This window comes from Streptomyces alboniger (genome assembly GCF_008704395.1).
GTDB lineage: Bacteria > Actinomycetota > Actinomycetes > Streptomycetales > Streptomycetaceae > Streptomyces > Streptomyces alboniger.
This window is the reverse complement of the sequence record NZ_CP023695.1, coordinates 7,248,855-7,267,741: the sequence shown is the minus strand read 5'-3', so window position 1 is coordinate 7,267,741 and position 18,887 is coordinate 7,248,855. Positions and strand designations below refer to the sequence as shown.

The following is an 18,887-nucleotide window of genomic DNA, read 5'->3' as shown; positions in this document are numbered from 1 at the left end:
TCGGCACCGGCCGACGCCCTGTGTCTCGCCGACATGGAACGCGCCGCGGCCGCCGTCCTCCCCGCCGACGTACGGGATTTCCTCTTCGGGGGCAGCGGCGCCGAGACCACGCTCGACGCCAACCGCGCCGCGATGGACCGTGTCTTCCTCGTCCCGCGCGTCCTGCGGGACGTGTCGCGGTGCACGACGGGGACCACCCTCCTCGGGCGCCCGGCCCGGATGCCGGTGGCGGTCGCGCCCGTCGCCTATCAGCGGCTCGTGCACCCCGAGGGCGAACTGGCCGCAGCCCGCGCGGCGCACGCGGCGGGCGTGCCGTTCACCGCCGGCTCCCTCAGCAGCGTCCCGGTCGAGCGGCTCACCGCGACCGGCGCGGCCGTATGGTTCCAGCTCTACTGGCCGCGCGCGAGCGGCCACGCCTTCGACCTGGTCACCAGGGCCGAGGACGCCGGCGTGGAGGCCATCGTGCTCACCGTCGACGTGCCGTGGATGGGCCGACGGCTGCGGGACATGCGCAATCGGTTCGCGCTGCCGGACCATGTGCGGGCCGCCCATCTGGCCGCGGGCACCACCGCGGCGCACCGGGCCCCTGCCGGGCCCTCCTCCGCGCTGGCGGCCCACACCGACGCCGCCTTCTCCGCGTCCCTCACGTGGGCATCGGTGGCGGCGCTGCGGGAGCGGACCCGGCTGCCGCTGGTCCTCAAGGGCGTGCTGGCGCCCGAGGACGCGGTGCGTGCCGTCGAGTGCGGGGTGGACGCCGTGGTGGTCTCCAACCACGGGGGCCGCCAGCTGGACGGCGCGGTCCCGAGCGTGGACGCGCTGCCGGGGATCGTAGCGGCCCTGGGCGGGCGCTGCGAGGTCCTGCTGGACAGCGGGGTCCGCAGCGGGACGGACGTCCTGAGGGCGCTGGCCCTGGGCGCCCGCGGCGTTCTGGTCGGCCGCCCGCCGGTCTGGGGGCTCGCCATGGGCGGGGAGGCGGGGGCGCGGCGCGTCCTGGAACTCCTCGGTGACGAGTTCCGCGACGCGCTGGGGCTCGCGGGCTGCGCGGACGTGTCCGCCGCCGGGGAACTGCGCACGCTGCGGCGGTGACCGGGGTCCGGCATCAGGTGCGCCAGTGCGCCCGCCCGACTCGCGCCGGGACCCGCGGCCTAGAATCGTGGGGTTTGTCCCCGAGCCGCGTACGGAGCCCGCCCATGCACAGCCCCCACGATCCGTTCGTACGTGTCCGGGGCGCCCGGGAACACAATCTCCAGGGCGTCGACGTGGACATCCCGCGCGATGTCCTCGCGGTCTTCACCGGCGTCTCCGGTTCCGGGAAGTCCTCGCTCGCCTTCGGGACGATCTACGCCGAGGCCCAGCGGCGCTACTTCGAGTCCGTGGCGCCGTACGCCCGGCGCCTCATCCACCAGGTGGGCGCGCCGAAGGTCGGGGAGATCACGGGACTGCCGCCCGCGGTCTCGCTCCAGCAGCGCCGCTCGGCGCCGACCTCGCGCTCCTCCGTCGGCACGGTCACCACCCTGTCCAACTCGCTGCGGATGCTCTTCTCGCGCGCGGGCACCTACCCCGAGGGCGCCCAGCGGCTCGACTCGGACGCCTTCTCGCCGAACACCGCGGCCGGCGCGTGCGCCGAGTGCCACGGCCTCGGCCGGGTCCACCGCACCACCGAGGAGCTGCTGGTCCCCGACCCCTCGCTGTCCATCCGCGAGGGCGCCATCGCCGCGTGGCCCGGCGCCTGGCAGGGCAAGAACCTGCGGGACGTCCTGGACACCCTCGGCTATGACGTGGACCGCCCGTGGCGCGAGCTGGACGCGGCGGACCGCGAGTGGATCCTCTTCACGGACGAGCAGCCGGTGGTGACCGTGCATCCGGTGCGCGAGGCGGGCCGGATCCAACGCCCTTACCAGGGTACGTACATGAGCGCCCGGCGCTATGTCATGAAAACCTTCTCGGACTCCAAGAGCCAGACGCTGCGCGCCAAGGCCGAACGGTTCCTGGCGAGCGCGCCCTGCCCGGCGTGCGGCGGCAGCAGGCTGCGGCCCGAGGCCCTCGCGGTCACGTTCGCGGGCCGCACGATCGCCGAACTCGCCGCGCTCCCCCTGTCCGAGCTGGCCAAGGCCCTTGAGGGCGCGGAGCGTTCGTCGGAGTCGGCGCGTGTCCTGACCGACGACCTGCTGGCCCGTATCGCGACGGTCACCGAACTCGGGCTCGGCTATCTCAGCCCCGACCGCGCCACACCGACCTTGTCGGCGGGCGAACTACAGCGGCTGCGGCTCGCCACGCAGCTGCGCTCGGGCCTCTTCGGTGTGGTCTACGTGCTGGACGAGCCGTCGGCGGCCCTCCACCCGGCGGACACGGAAGCCCTGTTGACGGTCCTGGACCGCCTCAAGGCCGCGGGCAACTCCGTCTTCGTGGTGGAGCACCACCTGGACGTCATGCGCCACGCGGACTGGCTCGTCGACGTCGGCCCGCAGGCGGGCGAGCACGGCGGGCGGGTGCTGCACAGCGGCCCGGTGGCCGGACTCGAAGGGGTGCGGGAGTCCGCGACGGCTCGCTTCCTCTTCGACCGGTCACCGGCACCGGTGCGCGACGTGCGCGCCGCGCGAGGCTGGTTGAAAATCGGCCCGGTCACCCGGCACAACCTGCGTGGCGTGAGCGCGGAGCTGCCCCTCGGCGCCTTCACGGCGGTCACGGGCGTCTCGGGCTCGGGCAAGTCCACGCTCGTCGGCGAGATCACCGAGGAGCTGGCGGGGGTCGGCCGCCTGGTCCGCGTCGACCAGAAGCCGATCGGGCGCACGCCGCGCTCCAACCTCGCCACGTACACCGGTCTCTTCGACGTGGTGCGCAAGGTCTTCGCGGGTACGGACGCGGCGAAGGCACGGGGTTACGGCGTCGGCCGGTTCTCCTTCAACGTAGCGGGCGGGCGGTGCGAGACCTGTCAGGGGGAGGGCTTCGTCAGCGTCGAGCTGCTCTTCCTGCCGAGCACCTACGCGCCCTGCCCGGCCTGCGCGGGGGCCCGCTACAACCCCGAGACCCTCGACGTGACGTACCACGGGAGGAACATCGCCCAGGTGCTCGACCTCACGGTGGAGGCGGCCGCGGGGTTCTTCGCGGACACCCCGTCCGTCGTACGCAGTCTGCGGACGCTCCTCGATGTCGGGCTCGGCTATCTGCGGCTCGGTCAGCCGGCCACGGAGCTGTCGGGCGGCGAGGCCCAACGGATCAAGCTGGCGAGCGAGTTGCAGCGGGCCCGGCGCGGCCACACGCTCTACCTCCTCGACGAACCGACGACCGGCCTGCACCCCGCGGACGTCGACGTCCTCACCCACCGCCTGCACGAGCTGGTCGACGCGGGGAACTCGGTGGTCGTCGTCGAACACGACATGGCGGTGGTGGCGGGCGCGGACTGGGTCATCGACCTCGGCCCGGACGGGGGCGAGGGCGGCGGCCGGATCGTGGCGGCGGGCCCGCCGAGGGAGGTGGCACGGGCCGAGGGCAGCCGCACGGCCCCGTACTTGGCCCGCGCGCTCGACTAGGCGCCCCTCCCGCGGAGCTACCGGCTCACCTTCCGGGTGGCCCGCAGCCACTCCTTGTTCATCGCGGAGATGGAAGGCAACGGAATCCCCTTGGGACAGGCAGAGGCGCAGGCGCCGGTGAGCGTGCAGCCCCCGAACCCCTCCTCGTCCATCTGCGCCACCATGTCCAGCACACGCGTCTCGCGCTCGGGAGCACCCTGCGGCAGCACATTGAGGTGGTTGACCTTGGCCGAGGTGAAGAGCATGGCGGAGCCGTTGGGGCAGGCGGCCACGCACGCCCCGCAGCCGATGCACTCGGCGTGCTCGAAGGCGGAGTCGGCGTCCGGCTTGGGCACGGGCGTGGCGTGCGCGTCGGGCGCGGAGCCCGTCGGGGCGCTGATGTAGCCGCCGGACTGGATGATCCGGTCGAACGCCGAGCGGTCCACGACCAGGTCCTTGACCACCGGGAAGGCCGCGGCACGCCACGGTTCGATGTCGATGGTGTCGCCGTCCTCGAAGGACCGCATGTGGAGCTGGCAGGTGGTGGTGCGCTCGGGCCCGTGCGCGTCGCCGTTGATGACGAGCGAACAGGCGCCGCAGATGCCCTCGCGGCAGTCGTGGTCGAAGGCCACGGGGTCGTCGCCCTTGACGATGAGTTCTTCGTTGAGGGTGTCGAGCATCTCCAGGAAGGACATGTCGGAGGAGATGCCGTCCACTTCGTACGTGGACATCGCGCCGTCGGCGTCGGCGTTCTTCTGGCGCCAGACGCGCAGGGTGAGCTTCATGCGTAGCTCCGCTGAGTGGGGTGGACGTACTCGAAGACGAGGTCTTCCTTGTGCAGGACGGGGGCGTCGCCGGTGGCGGTGAACTCCCAGGCGGCCGCGTACGAGAACTCCTCGTCCACGCGCGCGGCCTCGCCGTCCGGGGTCTGGGACTCCTCGCGGAAGTGGCCGCCGCAGGACTCGGCGCGGTGCAGGGCGTCGAGGCACATCAGCTCGGCGAGTTCGAGGTAGTCGACGACGCGGTTGGCCTTCTCCAGGGACTGGTTGAACTCCTCGCCGGTACCGGGGACCTTGATGCGGCGCCAGAACTCCTCGCGGATCTGCGGGATGCGCTCCAGAGCCTTGCGCAGCCCCGTCTCCGTGCGGGCCATGCCGCAGAACTCCCACATCACTTCGCCGAGTTCACGGTGGAAGGAGTCGGGGGTGCGGTCGCCGTCGACGGCGAGGAGGAGATTCAGCCGGTCCTCGGTCTCGGCCACCACCTCCTGCACGACGGGGTGTTCGGCGTCGACCTCGTCCGTGTGCGGGTTGCGCGCGAGGTAGTCGTTGATGGTGGACGGCAGGACGAAGTAGCCGTCGGCGAGGCCCTGCATGAGGGCGCTTGCGCCGAGCCGGTTCGCGCCGTGGTCGGAGAAGTTGGCCTCGCCGACCGCGAAGAGTCCGGGAATCGTGGTCTGGAGGTCGTAGTCGACCCAGAGCCCGCCCATCGTGTAGTGGACGGCGGGGTAGATCCGCATCGGCACCTCGTAGGGGTTCTCCGCGGTGATCCGCTCGTACATGTCGAAGAGGTTGCCGTACTTCTCCTCGACCGTCTTCTTGCCCATGCGCCGGATCGCGTCGGCGAAGTCGAGGTAGACGCCCTGCCCGCCAGGACCGACGCCCCGCCCCTCGTCGCATACGTTCTTGGCGGCGCGGGAGGCGATGTCGCGGGGCACGAGGTTGCCGAAGGACGGGTAGATCCGCTCCAGGTAGTAGTCGCGCTCGTCCTCGGGGATCTCGTTCGGCGGCCGCTGGTCGCCGCGCGCTTTCGGCACCCAGATGCGGCCGTCGTTGCGCAGCGACTCGCTCATCAGGGTGAGCTTGGACTGGTGGTCGCCGGTGCGCGGGATGCAGGTGGGGTGGATCTGGGTGAAGCAGGGGTTGGCGAAGTAGGCGCCGCGCCGGTGGGCCCGCCAGACGGCGGTGGCGTTGGAGTTCATGGCGTTGGTCGACAGGTAGAAGACGTTGCCGTAGCCGCCGGTGGCGAGGACGACGGCGTCCGCGAAGTACGTGTCGATCTTGCCGGTGATCAGATCGCGGGCGACGATGCCGCGCGCCCGCCCGTCGACGACGATGACATCCAGCATCTCGGTGCGCGGGTGCATCTCCACGTTCCCGGCGGCGATCTGCCGGCTCAGCGCCTGATAGGCGCCGAGCAGCAGTTGCTGACCGGTCTGGCCGCGCGCGTAGAACGTCCTGGACACCTGGACGCCGCCGAAGGAGCGGGTGTCGAGGAGCCCTCCGTACTCACGGGCGAACGGCACGCCCTGCGCGATGCACTGGTCGATGATCTCGACGGAGATCTGCGCGAGGCGGTGCACGTTGGACTCGCGGGCGCGGAAGTCGCCGCCCTTGACGGTGTCGTAGAAGAGGCGGTGGACGGAGTCGCCGTCGTTGCGGTAGTTCTTCGCGGCGTTGATGCCGCCCTGGGCGGCGATCGAGTGGGCGCGGCGCGGCGAGTCCTGGTAGCAGAACTGGACGACGTGGTAGCCCTGTTCGGCGAGGGTGGCCCCGGCGGAGCCGCCCGCAAGACCGGTGCCGACGACGATCACGGTGTGCTTGCGGCGGTTGGCGGGGTTGACCAGCTTCGCCTGGAAGCGGCGGGTGTCCCAGCGGTCGGCGATCGGACCGCTCGGGGCCTTGGCGTCTACGAGCGGTTCTCCGGTCGTGTAGGCGGCGTACTCACGGGAGTTGTTCATGGTTCAGCTCACCAGTCCGGTCATGACGGCCACGGGTACGGAGACGAAGCCGGCGGTCAGCACCAGCGCGAGTCCGTTGGCCAGGGGCCTCAGGACACGGTCGCGGGTGGCGGTGCCGACGCCCAGGGTCTGCGCGGCGCTCCACAGTCCGTGCCGGACGTGGAAGCCGAGGGCGACGACGGCGACGATGTAGATGACGTTGCCGTACCAGGTGGAGAAGGTGTCGATGATGTTCTGGTACGGGTGCAGGTGCTGGTAGCCGCCGGGGTGCACGGTGCCGGTCGTCAGGTCGAGGATGTGCCAGACGATGAAGAGCGCGAGGATGATGCCGCCCCAGCGCATGGTGCGGGTCGCGAAGGTCGCCTGCGCCCTTTTGTGGACGTACTTGGCGGGGCGCGCCCTGATGTCGCGGCGGCTCAGCTGGTAGGCGGAGGTGGCGTGCGCGACGACGGCGGCGACGAGGACCACGCGGACCAGCCAGAGCGTCCACTCGTCGTGCATGAAGGGCTCGCCGACCGTGCGCAGCCAGTGGGCGTAGTGGTTGATCTCCTCGGGACCGAAGAAGATCTTCAGGTTTCCGACCATGTGCGCGACCAGGTAGAGCAGCATGATCAGGCCGCTCACCGCCATCACGGTCTTCTTGCCGATGGTGGAGTCCCAGAGCGTGCGGGTCATGGACGGCCGTTTGTCCGTCCGCGTTGCCAGAGCCATGTCAGTGACGCTACGGCCGAAGGTCCCAATCGGTCCAAGAGATGGTCTGGCTCATCTCAATAGCCTGGGCCTATCGACCGACGTATCGTGCGGCGTATGCAATTCCAGCAGCTGCACTACTTCGTCGCGGTCGCCGAGACATGGCACTTCACGCGGGCCGCCGAGCGGGTCCACGTCTCCCAGCCCTCGCTCTCGCAGCAGATCAGGGCCCTGGAGAAGGAGCTGGGCGCGGAGCTGTTCAGCCGGGCCCGCGGCAACATCGCGCTGACCGACGCGGGCGAGGCGCTGCTGCCGCTGGCCCGGCGGATCCTCGCGGACGCGGACACCGCCCGGATCGAGGTGCAGGAGCTGGCGCAGCTGCGCCGCGGCCGCATCCGCCTCGGGGCGACGCCGAGCGTGTGCACGGGGCTGCTCCCCGACGTGCTGCGCGCTTTCCATGACCGGCATCCGGGGATCCAGCTGCTCATCGAGGAGGGCGGTTCCCACGATCTCGTACGCGAACTGGCGCGCGGGGCGCTGGACCTCGCCCTGGTGGTGCTGCCGCTGCCGAGTCCCTCGCCCGCGCTGACCACGGTGGAGCTGCTGCGGGAGGACCTGGTCGTGGTGTCGTCCCCGCGGGCGCGGCGGCTGGGGCGGAGCGTGCGCATCGCCGATCTCCAGGGCGAGCGCCTTGTGATGTTCCGGCACGGCTACGACCTGCGGGAACTGACCGTCGCGGCCTGCCGGGCCGAGGGGTTCGAGCCGGAGTTCGCGGTGGAGGGCGGCGAGATGGACGCGGTGCTCGGCTTCGTACGGGCGGGGCTGGGCGTTGCGGTCGTGCCGCGCATGGTGGCCGAGCGTCCGGGCTCCGACCTGCGGACGACCCCGCTGACCAGGCCGGGCCTGTCCCGCACGATCGCCCTCGCGCACCGCAGCGATGTGGCTCCGCCGCGGGCGGCGCGGGAACTCCAGCGGATGCTTTTGGCCCAGGGCGGGTGAGGGTGCCTCGGATTTCAGGTGCGGGTGCGTCGTGGGCTGGTCGCGCAGTTCCCCGCGCCCCTGACGGGGCGCATCCGTGCCCCCTCAGGGGCGCGGGGAACTGCGCGAGCGACCACGACGCACCCGCGCCAGGCGAACCACACGCACCCCCCGAGTTGATCTGCTCCCACCCCGGCGGTCAGCCGACCGCGTCGGCCAGCGCCAGTTCGTGAAGGCGATCCGGCGGCCCCGGCCGCGCGTAGTACCAGCCTTGAGCCGTATCACAGCCGAGCTCCCGCAGCTGGTCCGCCTGCGCGCCCGTCTCGACGCCCTCGACGGTGACCGCGAGGTCCAGGCTGTGCGCGAGCGAGACGATCCCTTCGACGATCTTCAGGTCGACGGGGTCGGCAGGGAAGTGCTGCATGCCCTGGGTGAAGGACCGGTCGAGCTTGAGGACGCTCACCGGCAGCCGACGCAGATTGGCGAGGTTGGAGTAGCCCGTGCCGAAGTCGTCGAGCGCGATGTCCACGCCCATCTCGGCGAGCCTGCGCAACGGCTTCAGCAGATCGTCGTCCGCTCCTATCAGCGCGGACTCGGTGACCTCCAGGCAGAGCGCACCCGGCTCCAGTCCCTCGCGCTCCAGGATGTCGACCGTGTCGGAGACCAGACCCGGATGAGTGAGCTGCATGGGCGAGAGGTTGACGTTGACCCGGAGCGGCCCGCCGACGGCCCCGTCCAGAGGGCGCGCCTCCCAGAGGCGGGCCTGGCGCACGGACTCCTCGAGGACCCAGCGGCCGAGCGGCACGATCAGGCCGGTGTGCTCGGCGAGCGGGATGAACCGGTCGGGGCCGATGATGCCGTGCTGGGGGTGCAGCCACCGCACGAGCGCCTCGGCGCCGCGCACACTGCCGTCGCCGAGATGCACCAGCGGCTGGTACTCGATGAAGAACTCGCCGCGCTCCAGGGCCGCGGGCAGCGCGGTGGTCAGGCCGTGCCGGGTGATGGCGCGGGCGTCGGCCTCGGGATCGGCCAGTTCGTAGCGGTTGCCGCCCGCCGACTTGGCGCGGTACATCGTGATGTCGGCGCTGCGCAGCACGTCCGCCGCGCCGCGCTCACCGGCCGGGCCCTCCACGATGCCGATGCTGCCGCGCACGGTCAGCTCGCGGCCGTCGACGCGGATCGGGGCGGCGAGGGCGTTCATGATGCGCCCCGCCAGTTCGTCCACCTCGGTCTGGGTGTCGGTGCCCGTGGTGAGCGCCACGAATTCGTCGCCGCCGAGCCGGGCCACCATCTCGCCGGGCGCGGTCGCACACGACTGGAGCCGGTCGGCGACCTCGACGAGCAGCCGGTCGCCCGCCGCGTGTCCCAGGCTGTCGTTGACGGTCTTGAATCCGTCGAGGTCGAGGTAGCAGAGCCCGAACCGCGCGTTCTCGCCCGCGGAGAGGGCCTTCTCCAGGCGCTCGAAGAACAGCGTGCGGTTGGGCAGCCCGGTGAGCGCGTCGTGCGTGGCCTCGTAGCGAAGGCGCAGGTTGAGCAGCCGGCGCTCGGTGGTGTCCTCCATCAGCGCCAGCTGGTACTGCGGAAGGCCGTCCGCGTCGCGCAGCAGCGAGACGGTGAGGTTGGTCCACAGGACCGTGCCGTCGGGGCGGTAGAAGGCCTTCTCCACCCGATAGTGCTCACGCTCGCCGCGCACCAGCTCCTCGTACAGCTTCCATACGTGGGGAGAGTCGTCGGGGTGCGTCCACTCCGCCGCGTTGCGCCCGCGCAGGTGGTTCTCCAGGCCGCCGAACATACGGATCAGCGCGTCGTTGACCTCAAGGATCGTGCCGTCGAGGTCGGCGATGCCGATGCCGATCGCCGCGCCGTGGAAGACGGCACGGAAGCGCGCCTCGCTCGCGTGCAGGGCCTCGGCGACCGCGCTGCGCGCGCTCAGGGCGGCCCGGGAGATGGCCTCCTGCTCGACGAGGGTGCGCTCGCGCAGCGCCTGGGCGAACCCGGCCGCGACCGCGTGCTGGATGCGGGAGCTGCGGGCCCGCAGCTCCTCCTGGGGGCCGTCGCCGCCGCAGTACAGGACCAGGTAGGCGTCGACGCAGTCGAGGGTGCGGCTGAGCGCCTCGGGATCGGTGCAGTGCGTGTCGATGAGGGCGGCACCGACGGCCTGGCCCTGTTTCGCGTCGAAGACCCGCTCCCGGAGCGCGTCGCGCAACCTCCGGGCGAGCGGTACCAGTTGCTGCTCGAACTCGGGGCGGGTCAGTGAGGTGGCCGTCACGGGGAAGATGGCACGGCTCCAGATGGTGGCGAACCTGCGGAGTCTCCCCTCCGGTCCGTCCGGCTCGGCGCTCAACGCTTCCGTCCCACGCCCGCGAACCCCGAGAAGGAGTAGGGGTCCTCCTCCTCGGGCGCTGTGTCGGGCCGCCAGTGCGGCATCGGCACCAGGCCGGGTTCCACCATGTCGTACCCCTCGAAGAACCGCGCGATCTCGTCGCGCGAGCGCATGATCAGTGGATTGCGGATGTCTTTGTATACACCGACCGTCCCGCCGGCCTGCTCGGGGGGAACCGGAATCCCTTCGTACGAGGCATGCGTGAGGACGATCAGGCTGCCGGGCGCGAGAGCGTCCCTCAACTCGGCGACGGCCGCGCAAGGATCGTACGCGTCCTCGACGAAGTGCAGGACGGCGACGAGCAGCAGCGCCACCGGGCGGTCCAGGTCGAGGAGCGAGCCCACCTGCGAACTGCCGAGAATGTCCCGGGGCTTGCGCAGATCCGCGGCGAGGACCGCGGTCCGTTCGTCGCCCTCCAGGACGGCCTCGCTGTGCGCCACGGCCACCGGGTCGTGGTCGACGTAGACGACCCGCGCCTCTTCGCTGGCCCGCTGCGCCACCTCGTGGACGTTGCCGAAGGTGGGGATACCGGAACCGATGTCGAGGAACTGGGTGACGCCCTGCCCGACGGCGTATCGCACCGCCCGCCGCATGAAGGCGCGGTTCGCCTGCATGATCTTGGGCAGGCCCGGCATGAACTCCATCGCCTTGCGGCCGGCCTCCCTGTCCACTTCGAAATTGTGCGAGCCGCCCAGGTAGTAGTCGTAGATGCGGGACACGCTGGGCATCGTGAGGTCGATGCCGAGCGGGGCCCAGGCGGGACGCTCCATCAAGACTCCAAGGCATAGGGGGCGACGCAGGCGATCCGATGTTCGAGGGTGAGGCTACTGATCGTCCGCCAAGGGAGCGAGTCAAACCGGAAATTGGCCGTCCGTTCTCGGTCACTGCCTTTGGCAAGTGCCGTTCCCCACACAGCGGACCGGCCCGCTCCCTCCTTGTGATAAGGGGGGAAACGGGCCGGTCGGCCGTGCTCCGTGGGGGGGGCTTGCGGGTCCTTGGAGATCCTTGGAGAACCTCGGGGGAGGTTGGGGGGCCTCGGCGCTTCGCGGGAGGCTACTTCGGTGCGCCGATCGCCTTGCCGTCCGGGCTCACGGCGTACCAAGTGCCTCCCACGCCCTGGCCGTTGGTGTCGCCCGCCTTCTTGTCGCCCGCGAAGGTGTACAGCGGCCAGCAGTCGATCGTCTGCTGCTTGCCGCCGTCCGGGCGGTCGTAGGTCATGTAGCCCTTCTTCTTGATGCCCACGGCGTCGGACTTGTCGACGGGGGCGACAGCGGGCCACTTCTCGGCGCAGGCGCCCACGCAGTTGGACTTGATCGGCCAGGCGGAGTCCTTGGTGAAGCGGTAGACGGTCATGCCGTTCTTGTCGACGACGATCTCGCCGAGCTTCGGGTCCTTGCGGGTGGACAGGCCCGCGGGGTCGGCGGGAGCGGTCTCCTCTGGGGCCGCCTCCTCCGGGGCCTTCTCGGCCGGCGCGGCCGAGGCCTTCTTGCCGTCGGGGGCGGCCGCGTACCAAGTTCCGCCCACACCCTGCCCCTTGGCGTCGCCGGGCTTGGCGTCCTTCGCGAACCGGTACATCGGCCAGCCGTCGATGGTGAGCTGCTTGGTGCCGTCCGTGGTGGTCACCTCGCCGAGCAGGGAAGCGTCGACGCCCGGCGCCGCCTTGGCCCCGTCGGCGGCCACGGCCGGCCAGGCCTTCAGGCAGGCGGCGTCGCAGTTGGACTTGGGCGGCTGGGCGGTGTCCTTGTCGAAGCGGTAGAGCGTGAAGCCCTCGCTGTCGGTGACGACCTTCCCGAGCTTCTTGCTGTCCCATACGGCGAGCTGTCCGGCCGCCTTCGCCTTGGCAGCCCCGCCCTCCACGGCACCGTCGTCCGCCCCGTAACCGTCGCCCGCGCCGTATCCGTCGGCCTTCGCGGGCGCCTCGTTGCCCACGTTCTGGCCATTCGGCGACTGGTCGCCCTTCTCCTGGCCGCACGCCGTCGTCAACGCCAGCAGAGCCGCAGCCGTCGCTACGAGCGAGGCGCTCCGCCCGGCCCGAGGGGCTCGCCCACTTGGATGCCGCATCTGTAACTCCCGCTGTCCGCTTGGATGTTGTGGCGCCGTTTTGCGTCACACATGGCCCTAGGTACGGGCGGGGACGACCATCGCGTTCAACGGGGCCAAGAATTTCTTTCCGCGGCGTCCGCGGTGGGGAGGGCCCGGGGCCGCGGCGCGTGCCGTCAAACCCGCGCCATAACCACCTCATCCCTTCGGGGCATTCGGGCGCGCTTCCCGCGTGCGCGGGGCGCCCTGCGCCCATGATCTCCGTCGTGCATGGAACTTCGCGGGCCCTGTCGCCCCTCGCCACACGCGTGTTGGCATTTCTGGCGATGGCGCTGCTCCTGGGCGCCCTCACCGGCGCCGGAAGGGCCGTGGCCGACAGCTGCGCGTACGCGTCGATCGGCCCGGGCGGCGGTTCTTCGGGCGGCGGCCATACGGCCGTGGCGGGTGACGGCGCCAACTGCTGGGCCGGGCCCACGCACCGGCCGAAGCCTCCCCCGCCGCCCCCGCCGCCCGCTCCCCCACCGCCTCCGCCGCCCCCTCCGCCACCTCCGGAGGCCCCGGCCCCGGACCCGCCACCAGCGCCCGCGCCGAAACCGCGGCCGACAGTCGAGCCCGCCTCGCCCCCGCCGCCCGCACTCGCTCCGAAGTCGGCGCCCGAACCCAAGCCCGAACCCAAGCCCAAACCCCCCACCCCGACCAGAACAACCAAGCCATCGCCATCCGTGACATATCCGTCGTACAACGCGCCGACCCGCAAGCGGCCGCCGCGCGACGGCCCGTCCCTCGTCTCGCTCACCCTGCTCATCACAGCGCCCGCGGTTCTCGCCGTCGCCGCGCTCCGCCCGCGCTGACCGCCGGAGGTCTCCATGTCGGAATGGCTTGTTCTCACCCTCGCGATGGCGGCCGCTTGCGGTGTCGTGCTCGTCGTGACGCTGCTGCGGCACCGCAGAACCGGCGCGGACTACGACGCGTCGGAGACACCGGACGTCATCGAGTACATGACGATGATGATCGGTGTCGTCTACGCCATCGTGCTGGGCCTCGCCATCGCGGGCGTCTGGGAGGCGCGCGGCGCCGCCCAGGAGCACGTGCGGGTGGAGGCCCAGGCGCTGCACGAGATCTCGGAGCGGGCGCGGGTCTACCCGGAGGACGTCCGGGACCGTATTCGCGCCGACGTCCGCACGTACGTCGGCCATGTCGTCACCACCGAGTGGGACGCCATGGCCGACCGGGGTGAACTCACCGACCGCGGCTCCGATCTGCTCACCCGGATCCGCCACGACGTCACCGACTACGAACCGAAGTCGGACTTCGAGGCCCAGGCGTACCAACCGCTGATCGACGAGGTGGCGGCCGCGGACGACGCGCGCAGCGCCCGCGCGGACAGCGTCGGGGCGACCATGCCGGGCGTGGTCTGGTTCGGCCTGATCATCGGCGGCCTGGTCACGATCGGCATGATCTTCGCGCTCCAGATCCGCCGCACACCGCGCGAACTGCTCCTCGCCGGCCTCTTCTCCGCGCTTTTCGCCTTCCTGCTCTTCCTCATCTGGGACTTCGACGCCCCGTACAGCCGAGGCATCGCGGCGACGGCTGAACCGTTCAAGGCGCTGTTCCCGGGGGTCGGCGACTGAGGGTTTGTCACATGGGTGGCTAGTCGTCCGTACGCCGCTGGTTCACGGTGGTTCCTCCTGCCCGAGTGGAACGCGCGTGGAAGGGGCCAGCGGTGAGACGAAGAGGATTTGTGGCGGGGGCGGTCGGCGCGCTCTCGGGGGTCGCTCTCGGTTCGGGCCCGGTTCAGGCCGACGCGCCGGTGCCTCGCCGGTCAGAGGGCCGGCGGGGCACGCAGGAGTGGCGGGCGGTCCCGGCGCCCGGCAGCACCCCGGCAGCGCAGCTGCGCCGTATCGCCGCCGCCGGACCTGGGCTGGCCTGGGCCGTCGGCGAGGAGAACCAGACCGTGTCGTCACCGGCGCGGGCGCTGGCCATGGTCTGGAACGGCAGCACCTGGTCGAAGAGCGACCTGTCCTCCATGGACTACACCGGTCACCTCAGCGATGTCGCGGGAGTCTGCTCCACCGCCGCGTGGAGCGTGGGCCTCCCCTCCGGGACCGCGAGCCCGCTGCTGCGCTGGGACGGAACCACCTGGCGCGAGGCCTCGTTCCCGGGCAGGGGCGAGCCGGGCGTCCGGCTGGAGTCGGTGGCGGTCGGCCCCGACCGGCGGGTGTGGATCTGCGGCACCCGGGGCGGCGCGGCCCGGCTGCTGCTGGGAGACGGCCGCCGATGGCGCTGGCTCGACCCGCTGCCGGTCGCGAGTGCCAATCTGTACCGGATCGTCCTGCGCACACCGGACGAGGTCTGGGTGAGCGGCGACGAGGCCTGGGGTGGTGGCTGGAGGGGGCTCGTGGCCCGTTGGAACGGGTCCTGGACGGTCCTGCCGCCGATCGCGGGCGCCCGTCTCGGCATCGGCGACCTGCACGCGGCCGCCGTGGACGACGTATGGGCCGTGGGCACCGAGGCCGGCGTCGGCGGGCCGCCGGGGCGCCCCGGCAATCCCGCCCTGGCGCACTGGGACGGTACGGCGTGGACCCGGGTGCAACCAGGCTTCACCCTCGGTTCGTTGACCGGTATCGCGGGCGACGCGCAGGGCCGCGCCGCCTGGATATCGGGCTGGAATCACCAGGACCAGAGCCGCAGTACGTACTTGCGCAGGGACGGCGCCGGCTGGACCGTCGTCCGAGGCCCGGAGGGCGGGGCGACGGCCCCCTACCTCAATGACGTGACAGCCGTCCCCGGCACCGCGGGGTTCTGGTCGGCCGGCATGACGAGCCCCGCCCCCTACCCGCCGACCGAGGCGTACACGGAACGTCTCGACGCCTGACGTCCCGTGCGCGGCGGGCCGCGGCCGATGGCCGTGAACGGTGCTGCGCCGCGCCCCGGTCCGGCGCATCCTGGTGCCATGGCCTGGCAGACACCGATCGTCATCCACCCGCCCGCCGCCGACGGCGGCCGACGGGTCACCGTGCGCGGACAGGACGCCGGCGTCGCGCACGGCGACCGCGACCTGGTGGAGTTCCTGCGGCGCGCGGGGCTCGACGAGGCCGACATCGCGCTCGACGACCCGCACCTCGTCGAGTGGCGCGGCGGACCTCACGTGTGGCCCGAGCCGCCGCGGCGCTGAGAGCCGCGGCCACCCGGCACCGGGCCTCGCTGCCATACGGACGCACGCCTGCCGGTTCGCCGCGCCGTCCCGTTCCCCTGACCGGCGGACAGGATTGCCCCGTTCGCACGACACCGATCGCGGGCCCGAGGGTGCATACCTAGCGTTTCCGGCATCGAGGTGCATTTCAGGCGTCAGCGGAAGAAGGTCCGCGACTGCTCCTCGGGGACCCGGAGGATCCACCATGCGCGCGATACGCGTCGCTTCGGCCGCTCTGCTCACCGCCACCGCCCTGACGCTCACGGTCCCGCCCGCGTCGGCGACCGTCCGGGGCGACGAGACGAACAACAACATCACCTCGTTCGGCTTCCGCGTGACCCCTTCCACGATCGCCGCGGGCGGACAGGTCACCCTCAGCGTCGACGGCTGCGAGGGCGACACCAAGGTCACCTCCGGCATCTTCGACGACGCGCACATCCCCAAGGGGCAGTCGTCCACCACGGCCCAGGTGTTCTGGGACGCCAAGCCCGGCGCGATGTACGAGGTGACGTTCGACTGCAAGGGCGAGACCGGCAAGACGGACCTCACCATCGCCACCGGCCGCCCCGACGGCAACAACAACCACCAGAACCAGCATCAGAACCCGGTGAACAAGGGCGTCAAGGCCGGCATCGGCGGCAGCCTCGGCGGGCTCGACCTGCACGAGATCGCCCTCGGCGGCGCGCTGATCCTGGGCACCCTCGCCACCGCCTACTACAAGACCCGGCGCCGCACCGGCGAAAACCATTCCTGACCCGCCACCGCCACCGCCTCGCCCCCGGGACGTCTCCAGGTCCCGGGGGCGAGGCGGTGTCACGTGCGGTGCGCGAAGCGGGCGGCCGGGGTGCGGAAGGGGGCGCGCCGGGGCCGCCCGGCGGGTCAGGCGCGGTTCTCGGACCGGCGGCGCATCCAGAACACGCCGCCGCCGACCACCGCGGCGGTCACCAGAGCGCCGCCGATCGCGATGTCCGTGCCGGTCGCCCCCGAGTGCGCGCTGCCTCCGAAGCCACCGCGCACACCGCCGTGGATGACGGTGAAAGCGGCCGGGCGCGTGAGGGTCTTGCCGCCGCAGTGGGCCGTGATGTCGTACGCGCCCGGCGTCGCGTGCTTGTGCACGACCGCGGTGGCGCTCGACGTGCTGCCGCCGGGGATGGGGTGCAGGTTCGTGTCGGGGAAGGCATGCGAGGTGATCTTGCCGCCGCTCTGGCAGGACGAGCCGTCGACGGTGACCGTCAGGTGCCCGCCCCGCGGGATCACGCTGGGCATCGCCACGAGGTTGGTCGGGTCGGCCCACGCGGACGCGGTCGGGGCGGCGAGCCCCACGACCGCGCCTGCCGCGGCGGCCACCGCGAGGGCACGAGTGGTACGCATACGAGAAGTACGCATGGCAATCCTCCGCGGAAGGCGCCCCGGGGGTACCGTCCCCGGTCGATCGGCGAGAGCGCCTCCCAGTCAGACCCTCAGATGCCGGGCGCGGGGCCGCATTTCGGGGATCGGCCGTCCTGGTGAGACGACACGCCGAGACGCGTCCGCGCGAGCGGACATCACCGCAGGTCACGGACCGTCAGAAATTTCCTGTCCGCGGGCGACTCGGATGGCGCACCGGGCCGGGGCGCCACCCGTTCGCTCCCGCCCTTTCGCACGCCGCGCGCCCCGCGCTTAGCGTTCTCGTACGCGCAACGGACGCGGCGCGCCCGCCGCGTTGAGAGGGGATAGAGAATGCCTTCGTCCCATCCGGCCGACGAGTTCGAATTTCAGGATTCCCAGGGTTTCCAGGAGGACGAAAAGCAGAAGAAGCGCGCCCCGTGGGGCGTGATGGCTCTCGTCCTGCTGACCGGCCTCGCGCTGATCCGCAACGGATCGGGAGAATTCGACGTGGGGCCGCCGCAGCCCGCGTCCGCCGCGGCCGCGGACCTGGAGCACGACGCGGCGCGCGACGCGCCCGCGCCGCTGACGTTCTCGCCCGCCGAGCGCGTCCGCATCAAGGGCATCCAGGTGGACGCGCCGGTCATGGCGGTGGGCCTGGACTCGGAGGGGTGGGTGGACGCGCCGCCGCCCGACGACCCCAACCTCGCCGGCTGGTTCACGGGCGCCGTCTCGCCGGGCGAGCAGGGCACGGCCGTGGTCGTCGGCCATGTGGACAACCAGCAGGGCCCCGCCGTCTTCTACGGCCTCGGTTCCCTGAAGAAGGGACATCAGGTCGAGGTGCGGCGCAGGGACAAGAAAACCGCGATTTTCAAGATCTACGGCATTGAGGTGTTCGACAAGAACAACTTCCCCGGAAAGCGGGTCTACGGAAACGGCGGGACTCCGGAATTGCGTGTCATCACCTGCGGCGGCGGTTTCTCCAAGCAGTCCGGTTATGACGGGAACGTCGTCGTCTTCGCCCGTCTGACCGCCGTGCGCTGACGCACGGGCCCGGCGGGCGAAGGGCGCCTCACACCGTGTAGCGGCTCGGCACCGTGATGCCGTAGCCGGATTCGAGCAGGTCCGGGAGGTAGGTGCGCAGGGCGTCGACGGTGCCCGAGCGGTCGCCGCCGGCGTCGTGCGAGAGCACCACGACCCCGGGGCCCGCGCCCGCGCGAACGCGCCGCACGATGCTCCTCGCGCCCGGTTCGGTCCAGTCGAGGGTGTCGACGGTCCAGGCGAGCGGCTCCATGCCGAGCTCGGCGCCCAGTTGGAAGGCGTTGCGGTTCCACGCGCCGTAGGGGGCCCGGAACCACTCGGGAGGCTCGCCGGTCACGTCCTCGATGACGTCGCAGGTGCGCTCGATCTGCTCGCGCATCGTGGAACGCTTCAGCTTGGGCAGCAGCGGGTGGCTCCAGGTGTGGTTGCCGATCAGGTGCCCGTCGTCGGCCATCTCGCGCAGCAGGTCCGGGTTCTCGGCGGCCATCTCCCCGCACACGAAGAACATCGCGCGGACGCCGTACCTGCGCAGCGTCCGCAGGATGGGCGGGGTGTAGCGGGGGTCGGGCCCGTCGTCGAAGGTCAGCACCATCGAGTGGTCGTGTCCGTCGAGGCGCAGGATCGGCGCCTTGCGGACCCGGGGCAGGGCGCGTGCGGAGCGTGGAGGGCCGTATCCCGCCATGGGCTGGAGGCGGTACGTGGAGGGCTTGCGGGCGCGGACGGCCGGCGGGCCCCCGGCGGGCGCGCCGCTGGGCACGGTGGGTCCGGGGGCGGCCGGGCGGTCCGTGGCCCCGCATCCGGCGGTCGCGGCGATGCCGAGTGCCGCCGCGGCGCGGAGCACGATCCGGCGCCCTGGCGTCAGCTGATCGTCTTTCATGACTAATCCGTCGCACGGCCGCGGGCCGGCGCGGATCACCAACACCGGGGCGGCCCCCGAAAGCACCCGAT

The 18,887-nt window shown here is 71.7% G+C and carries 17 protein-coding genes; 9 read left to right on the top strand and 8 right to left on the bottom strand.

The window, feature by feature from the left end; all coding sequences use genetic code 11:
* The first annotated feature begins 33 nt into the window (after positions 1 to 33).
* On the top strand, positions 34 to 1,086 hold the full coding sequence (locus CP975_RS31925; protein WP_055532591.1) for an alpha-hydroxy acid oxidase: 1,053 nt from the start codon (positions 34 to 36) through the stop codon (positions 1,084 to 1,086).
* A 104-nt stretch (positions 1,087 to 1,190) separates the two neighbouring features.
* On the top strand, positions 1,191 to 3,530 hold the full coding sequence (locus tag CP975_RS31920) for an ATP-binding cassette domain-containing protein (RefSeq protein WP_055532564.1): 2,340 nt from the start codon (positions 1,191 to 1,193) through the stop codon (positions 3,528 to 3,530).
* Between the two features lie 17 nt (positions 3,531 to 3,547).
* Here CP975_RS31920 and CP975_RS31915 read toward each other — a convergent pair whose 3' ends face one another.
* The 3 genes from CP975_RS31915 to CP975_RS31905 are packed head-to-tail and all read right to left on the bottom strand — an operon-like array spanning position 3,548 to position 6,960.
* Positions 3,548 to 4,294, bottom strand: coding sequence for a succinate dehydrogenase/fumarate reductase iron-sulfur subunit (locus CP975_RS31915; RefSeq protein WP_055532566.1), 747 nt, complete (start codon positions 4,292 to 4,294; stop codon positions 3,548 to 3,550).
* The gene (locus tag CP975_RS31910; RefSeq protein ID WP_055532568.1) at positions 4,291 to 6,249 is read right to left on the bottom strand and encodes a fumarate reductase/succinate dehydrogenase flavoprotein subunit; all 1,959 of its coding nucleotides are present in this window, start codon (positions 6,247 to 6,249) and stop codon (positions 4,291 to 4,293) included. Before CP975_RS31910 ends, CP975_RS31915 begins: the two co-directional genes overlap by 4 nt.
* A 3-nt stretch (positions 6,250 to 6,252) precedes the next feature.
* On the bottom strand, positions 6,253 to 6,960 hold the full coding sequence (locus CP975_RS31905; protein WP_150477622.1) for a succinate dehydrogenase: 708 nt from the start codon (positions 6,958 to 6,960) through the stop codon (positions 6,253 to 6,255).
* Between the two features lie 96 nt (positions 6,961 to 7,056).
* Here CP975_RS31905 and CP975_RS31900 point away from each other — a divergent pair, with 96 nt between their 5' ends.
* A complete protein-coding gene (locus CP975_RS31900) occupies positions 7,057 to 7,938 on the top strand; it encodes a LysR family transcriptional regulator (RefSeq protein ID WP_055532578.1) in 882 nt (293 codons plus the stop codon).
* Between the two features lie 178 nt (positions 7,939 to 8,116).
* On the opposite strand, the gene CP975_RS31895 is transcribed toward CP975_RS31900, so the two are convergent.
* The 3 genes from CP975_RS31895 to CP975_RS31885 form a co-directional block, all read right to left on the bottom strand.
* Positions 8,117 to 10,261: a putative bifunctional diguanylate cyclase/phosphodiesterase gene (locus CP975_RS31895; protein WP_055532580.1), complete on the bottom strand. Its 2,145-nt coding sequence runs from the start codon at positions 10,259 to 10,261 to the stop codon at positions 8,117 to 8,119.
* Positions 10,258 to 11,070, bottom strand: coding sequence for an SAM-dependent methyltransferase (locus CP975_RS31890; RefSeq protein ID WP_055532582.1), 813 nt, complete (start codon positions 11,068 to 11,070; stop codon positions 10,258 to 10,260). The genes CP975_RS31895 and CP975_RS31890 overlap by 4 nt, the downstream gene beginning before the upstream one ends.
* 283 nt (positions 11,071 to 11,353) lie before the next feature.
* Positions 11,354 to 12,361, bottom strand: coding sequence for an SCO0930 family lipoprotein (locus tag CP975_RS31885; RefSeq protein WP_055532584.1), 1,008 nt, complete (start codon positions 12,359 to 12,361; stop codon positions 11,354 to 11,356).
* A 701-nt stretch (positions 12,362 to 13,062) separates the two neighbouring features.
* Between CP975_RS31885 and CP975_RS36275 the strand changes: the two genes are divergently transcribed.
* The 5 genes from CP975_RS36275 (at position 13,063) to CP975_RS31860 (ending at position 16,287) form a co-directional block, all read left to right on the top strand.
* Entirely contained in the window at positions 13,063 to 13,191 is a 129-nt protein-coding gene (locus CP975_RS36275; protein WP_281292893.1) for a hypothetical protein, read from the top strand.
* Positions 13,192 to 13,206: 15 nt separating this feature from the next.
* Positions 13,207 to 13,971 (top strand): bestrophin-like domain, encoded by a 765-nt coding sequence (locus tag CP975_RS31875; RefSeq protein ID WP_150477621.1) that lies wholly within the window; start codon positions 13,207 to 13,209, stop codon positions 13,969 to 13,971.
* 92 nt (positions 13,972 to 14,063) lie between these two features.
* Positions 14,064 to 15,215, top strand: a complete 1,152-nt coding sequence (locus tag CP975_RS31870) for a hypothetical protein (protein ID WP_246201697.1) — start codon at positions 14,064 to 14,066, stop codon at positions 15,213 to 15,215.
* Positions 15,216 to 15,293: 78 nt separating this feature from the next.
* A complete protein-coding gene (locus CP975_RS31865; RefSeq protein ID WP_055529139.1) occupies positions 15,294 to 15,515 on the top strand; it encodes a hypothetical protein in 222 nt (73 codons plus the stop codon).
* A 223-nt stretch (positions 15,516 to 15,738) separates the two neighbouring features.
* Positions 15,739 to 16,287 carry a hypothetical protein gene (locus CP975_RS31860; protein WP_055529142.1) on the top strand — a complete coding sequence of 183 codons (549 nt, stop codon included), beginning with the start codon at positions 15,739 to 15,741 and terminating at the stop codon, positions 16,285 to 16,287.
* Positions 16,288 to 16,412: 125 nt separating this feature from the next.
* Here CP975_RS31860 and CP975_RS31855 read toward each other — a convergent pair whose 3' ends face one another.
* Positions 16,413 to 16,904, bottom strand: coding sequence for a hypothetical protein (locus tag CP975_RS31855; protein ID WP_055529144.1), 492 nt, complete (start codon positions 16,902 to 16,904; stop codon positions 16,413 to 16,415).
* Between the two features lie 444 nt (positions 16,905 to 17,348).
* Between CP975_RS31855 and CP975_RS31850 the strand changes: the two genes are divergently transcribed.
* The gene (locus CP975_RS31850; RefSeq protein WP_425474343.1) at positions 17,349 to 17,942 is read left to right on the top strand and encodes a class F sortase; all 594 of its coding nucleotides are present in this window, start codon (positions 17,349 to 17,351) and stop codon (positions 17,940 to 17,942) included.
* Positions 17,943 to 17,970: 28 nt separating this feature from the next.
* On the opposite strand, the gene CP975_RS31845 is transcribed toward CP975_RS31850, so the two are convergent.
* A complete protein-coding gene (locus tag CP975_RS31845; protein WP_055529148.1) occupies positions 17,971 to 18,816 on the bottom strand; it encodes a polysaccharide deacetylase family protein in 846 nt (281 codons plus the stop codon).
* Positions 18,817 to 18,887: the final 71 nt, after the last annotated feature.

What these genes read in the sequence shown, in the direction of transcription:
- CP975_RS31910 (WP_055532568.1), bottom strand. Translation starts at nt 6,249, where the DNA reads ATGAACAACTCCCGTGAGTACGCCGCCTACACGACCGGAGAACCGCTC.
- CP975_RS31890 (WP_055532582.1), bottom strand. Translation starts at nt 11,070, where the DNA reads ATGGAGCGTCCCGCCTGGGCCCCGCTCGGCATCGACCTCACGATGCCC.
- CP975_RS31855 (WP_055529144.1), bottom strand. Translation starts at nt 16,904, where the DNA reads ATGCGTACCACTCGTGCCCTCGCGGTGGCCGCCGCGGCAGGCGCGGTC.
- CP975_RS31905 (WP_150477622.1), bottom strand. Translation starts at nt 6,960, where the DNA reads ATGGCTCTGGCAACGCGGACGGACAAACGGCCGTCCATGACCCGCACG.
- CP975_RS31865 (WP_055529139.1), top strand. Translation starts at nt 15,294, where the DNA reads ATGGCCTGGCAGACACCGATCGTCATCCACCCGCCCGCCGCCGACGGC.
- CP975_RS31845 (WP_055529148.1), bottom strand. Translation starts at nt 18,816, where the DNA reads ATGAAAGACGATCAGCTGACGCCAGGGCGCCGGATCGTGCTCCGCGCC.
- CP975_RS31900 (WP_055532578.1), top strand. Translation starts at nt 7,057, where the DNA reads ATGCAATTCCAGCAGCTGCACTACTTCGTCGCGGTCGCCGAGACATGG.
- CP975_RS31850 (WP_425474343.1), top strand. Translation starts at nt 17,349, where the DNA reads ATGGCTCTCGTCCTGCTGACCGGCCTCGCGCTGATCCGCAACGGATCG.
- CP975_RS31925 (WP_055532591.1), top strand. Translation starts at nt 34, where the DNA reads ATGGAACGCGCCGCGGCCGCCGTCCTCCCCGCCGACGTACGGGATTTC.
- CP975_RS31860 (WP_055529142.1), top strand. Translation starts at nt 15,739, where the DNA reads ATGCGCGCGATACGCGTCGCTTCGGCCGCTCTGCTCACCGCCACCGCC.
- CP975_RS31920 (WP_055532564.1), top strand. Translation starts at nt 1,191, where the DNA reads ATGCACAGCCCCCACGATCCGTTCGTACGTGTCCGGGGCGCCCGGGAA.
- CP975_RS31875 (WP_150477621.1), top strand. Translation starts at nt 13,207, where the DNA reads ATGTCGGAATGGCTTGTTCTCACCCTCGCGATGGCGGCCGCTTGCGGT.
- CP975_RS31885 (WP_055532584.1), bottom strand. Translation starts at nt 12,361, where the DNA reads ATGCGGCATCCAAGTGGGCGAGCCCCTCGGGCCGGGCGGAGCGCCTCG.
- CP975_RS31915 (WP_055532566.1), bottom strand. Translation starts at nt 4,294, where the DNA reads ATGAAGCTCACCCTGCGCGTCTGGCGCCAGAAGAACGCCGACGCCGAC.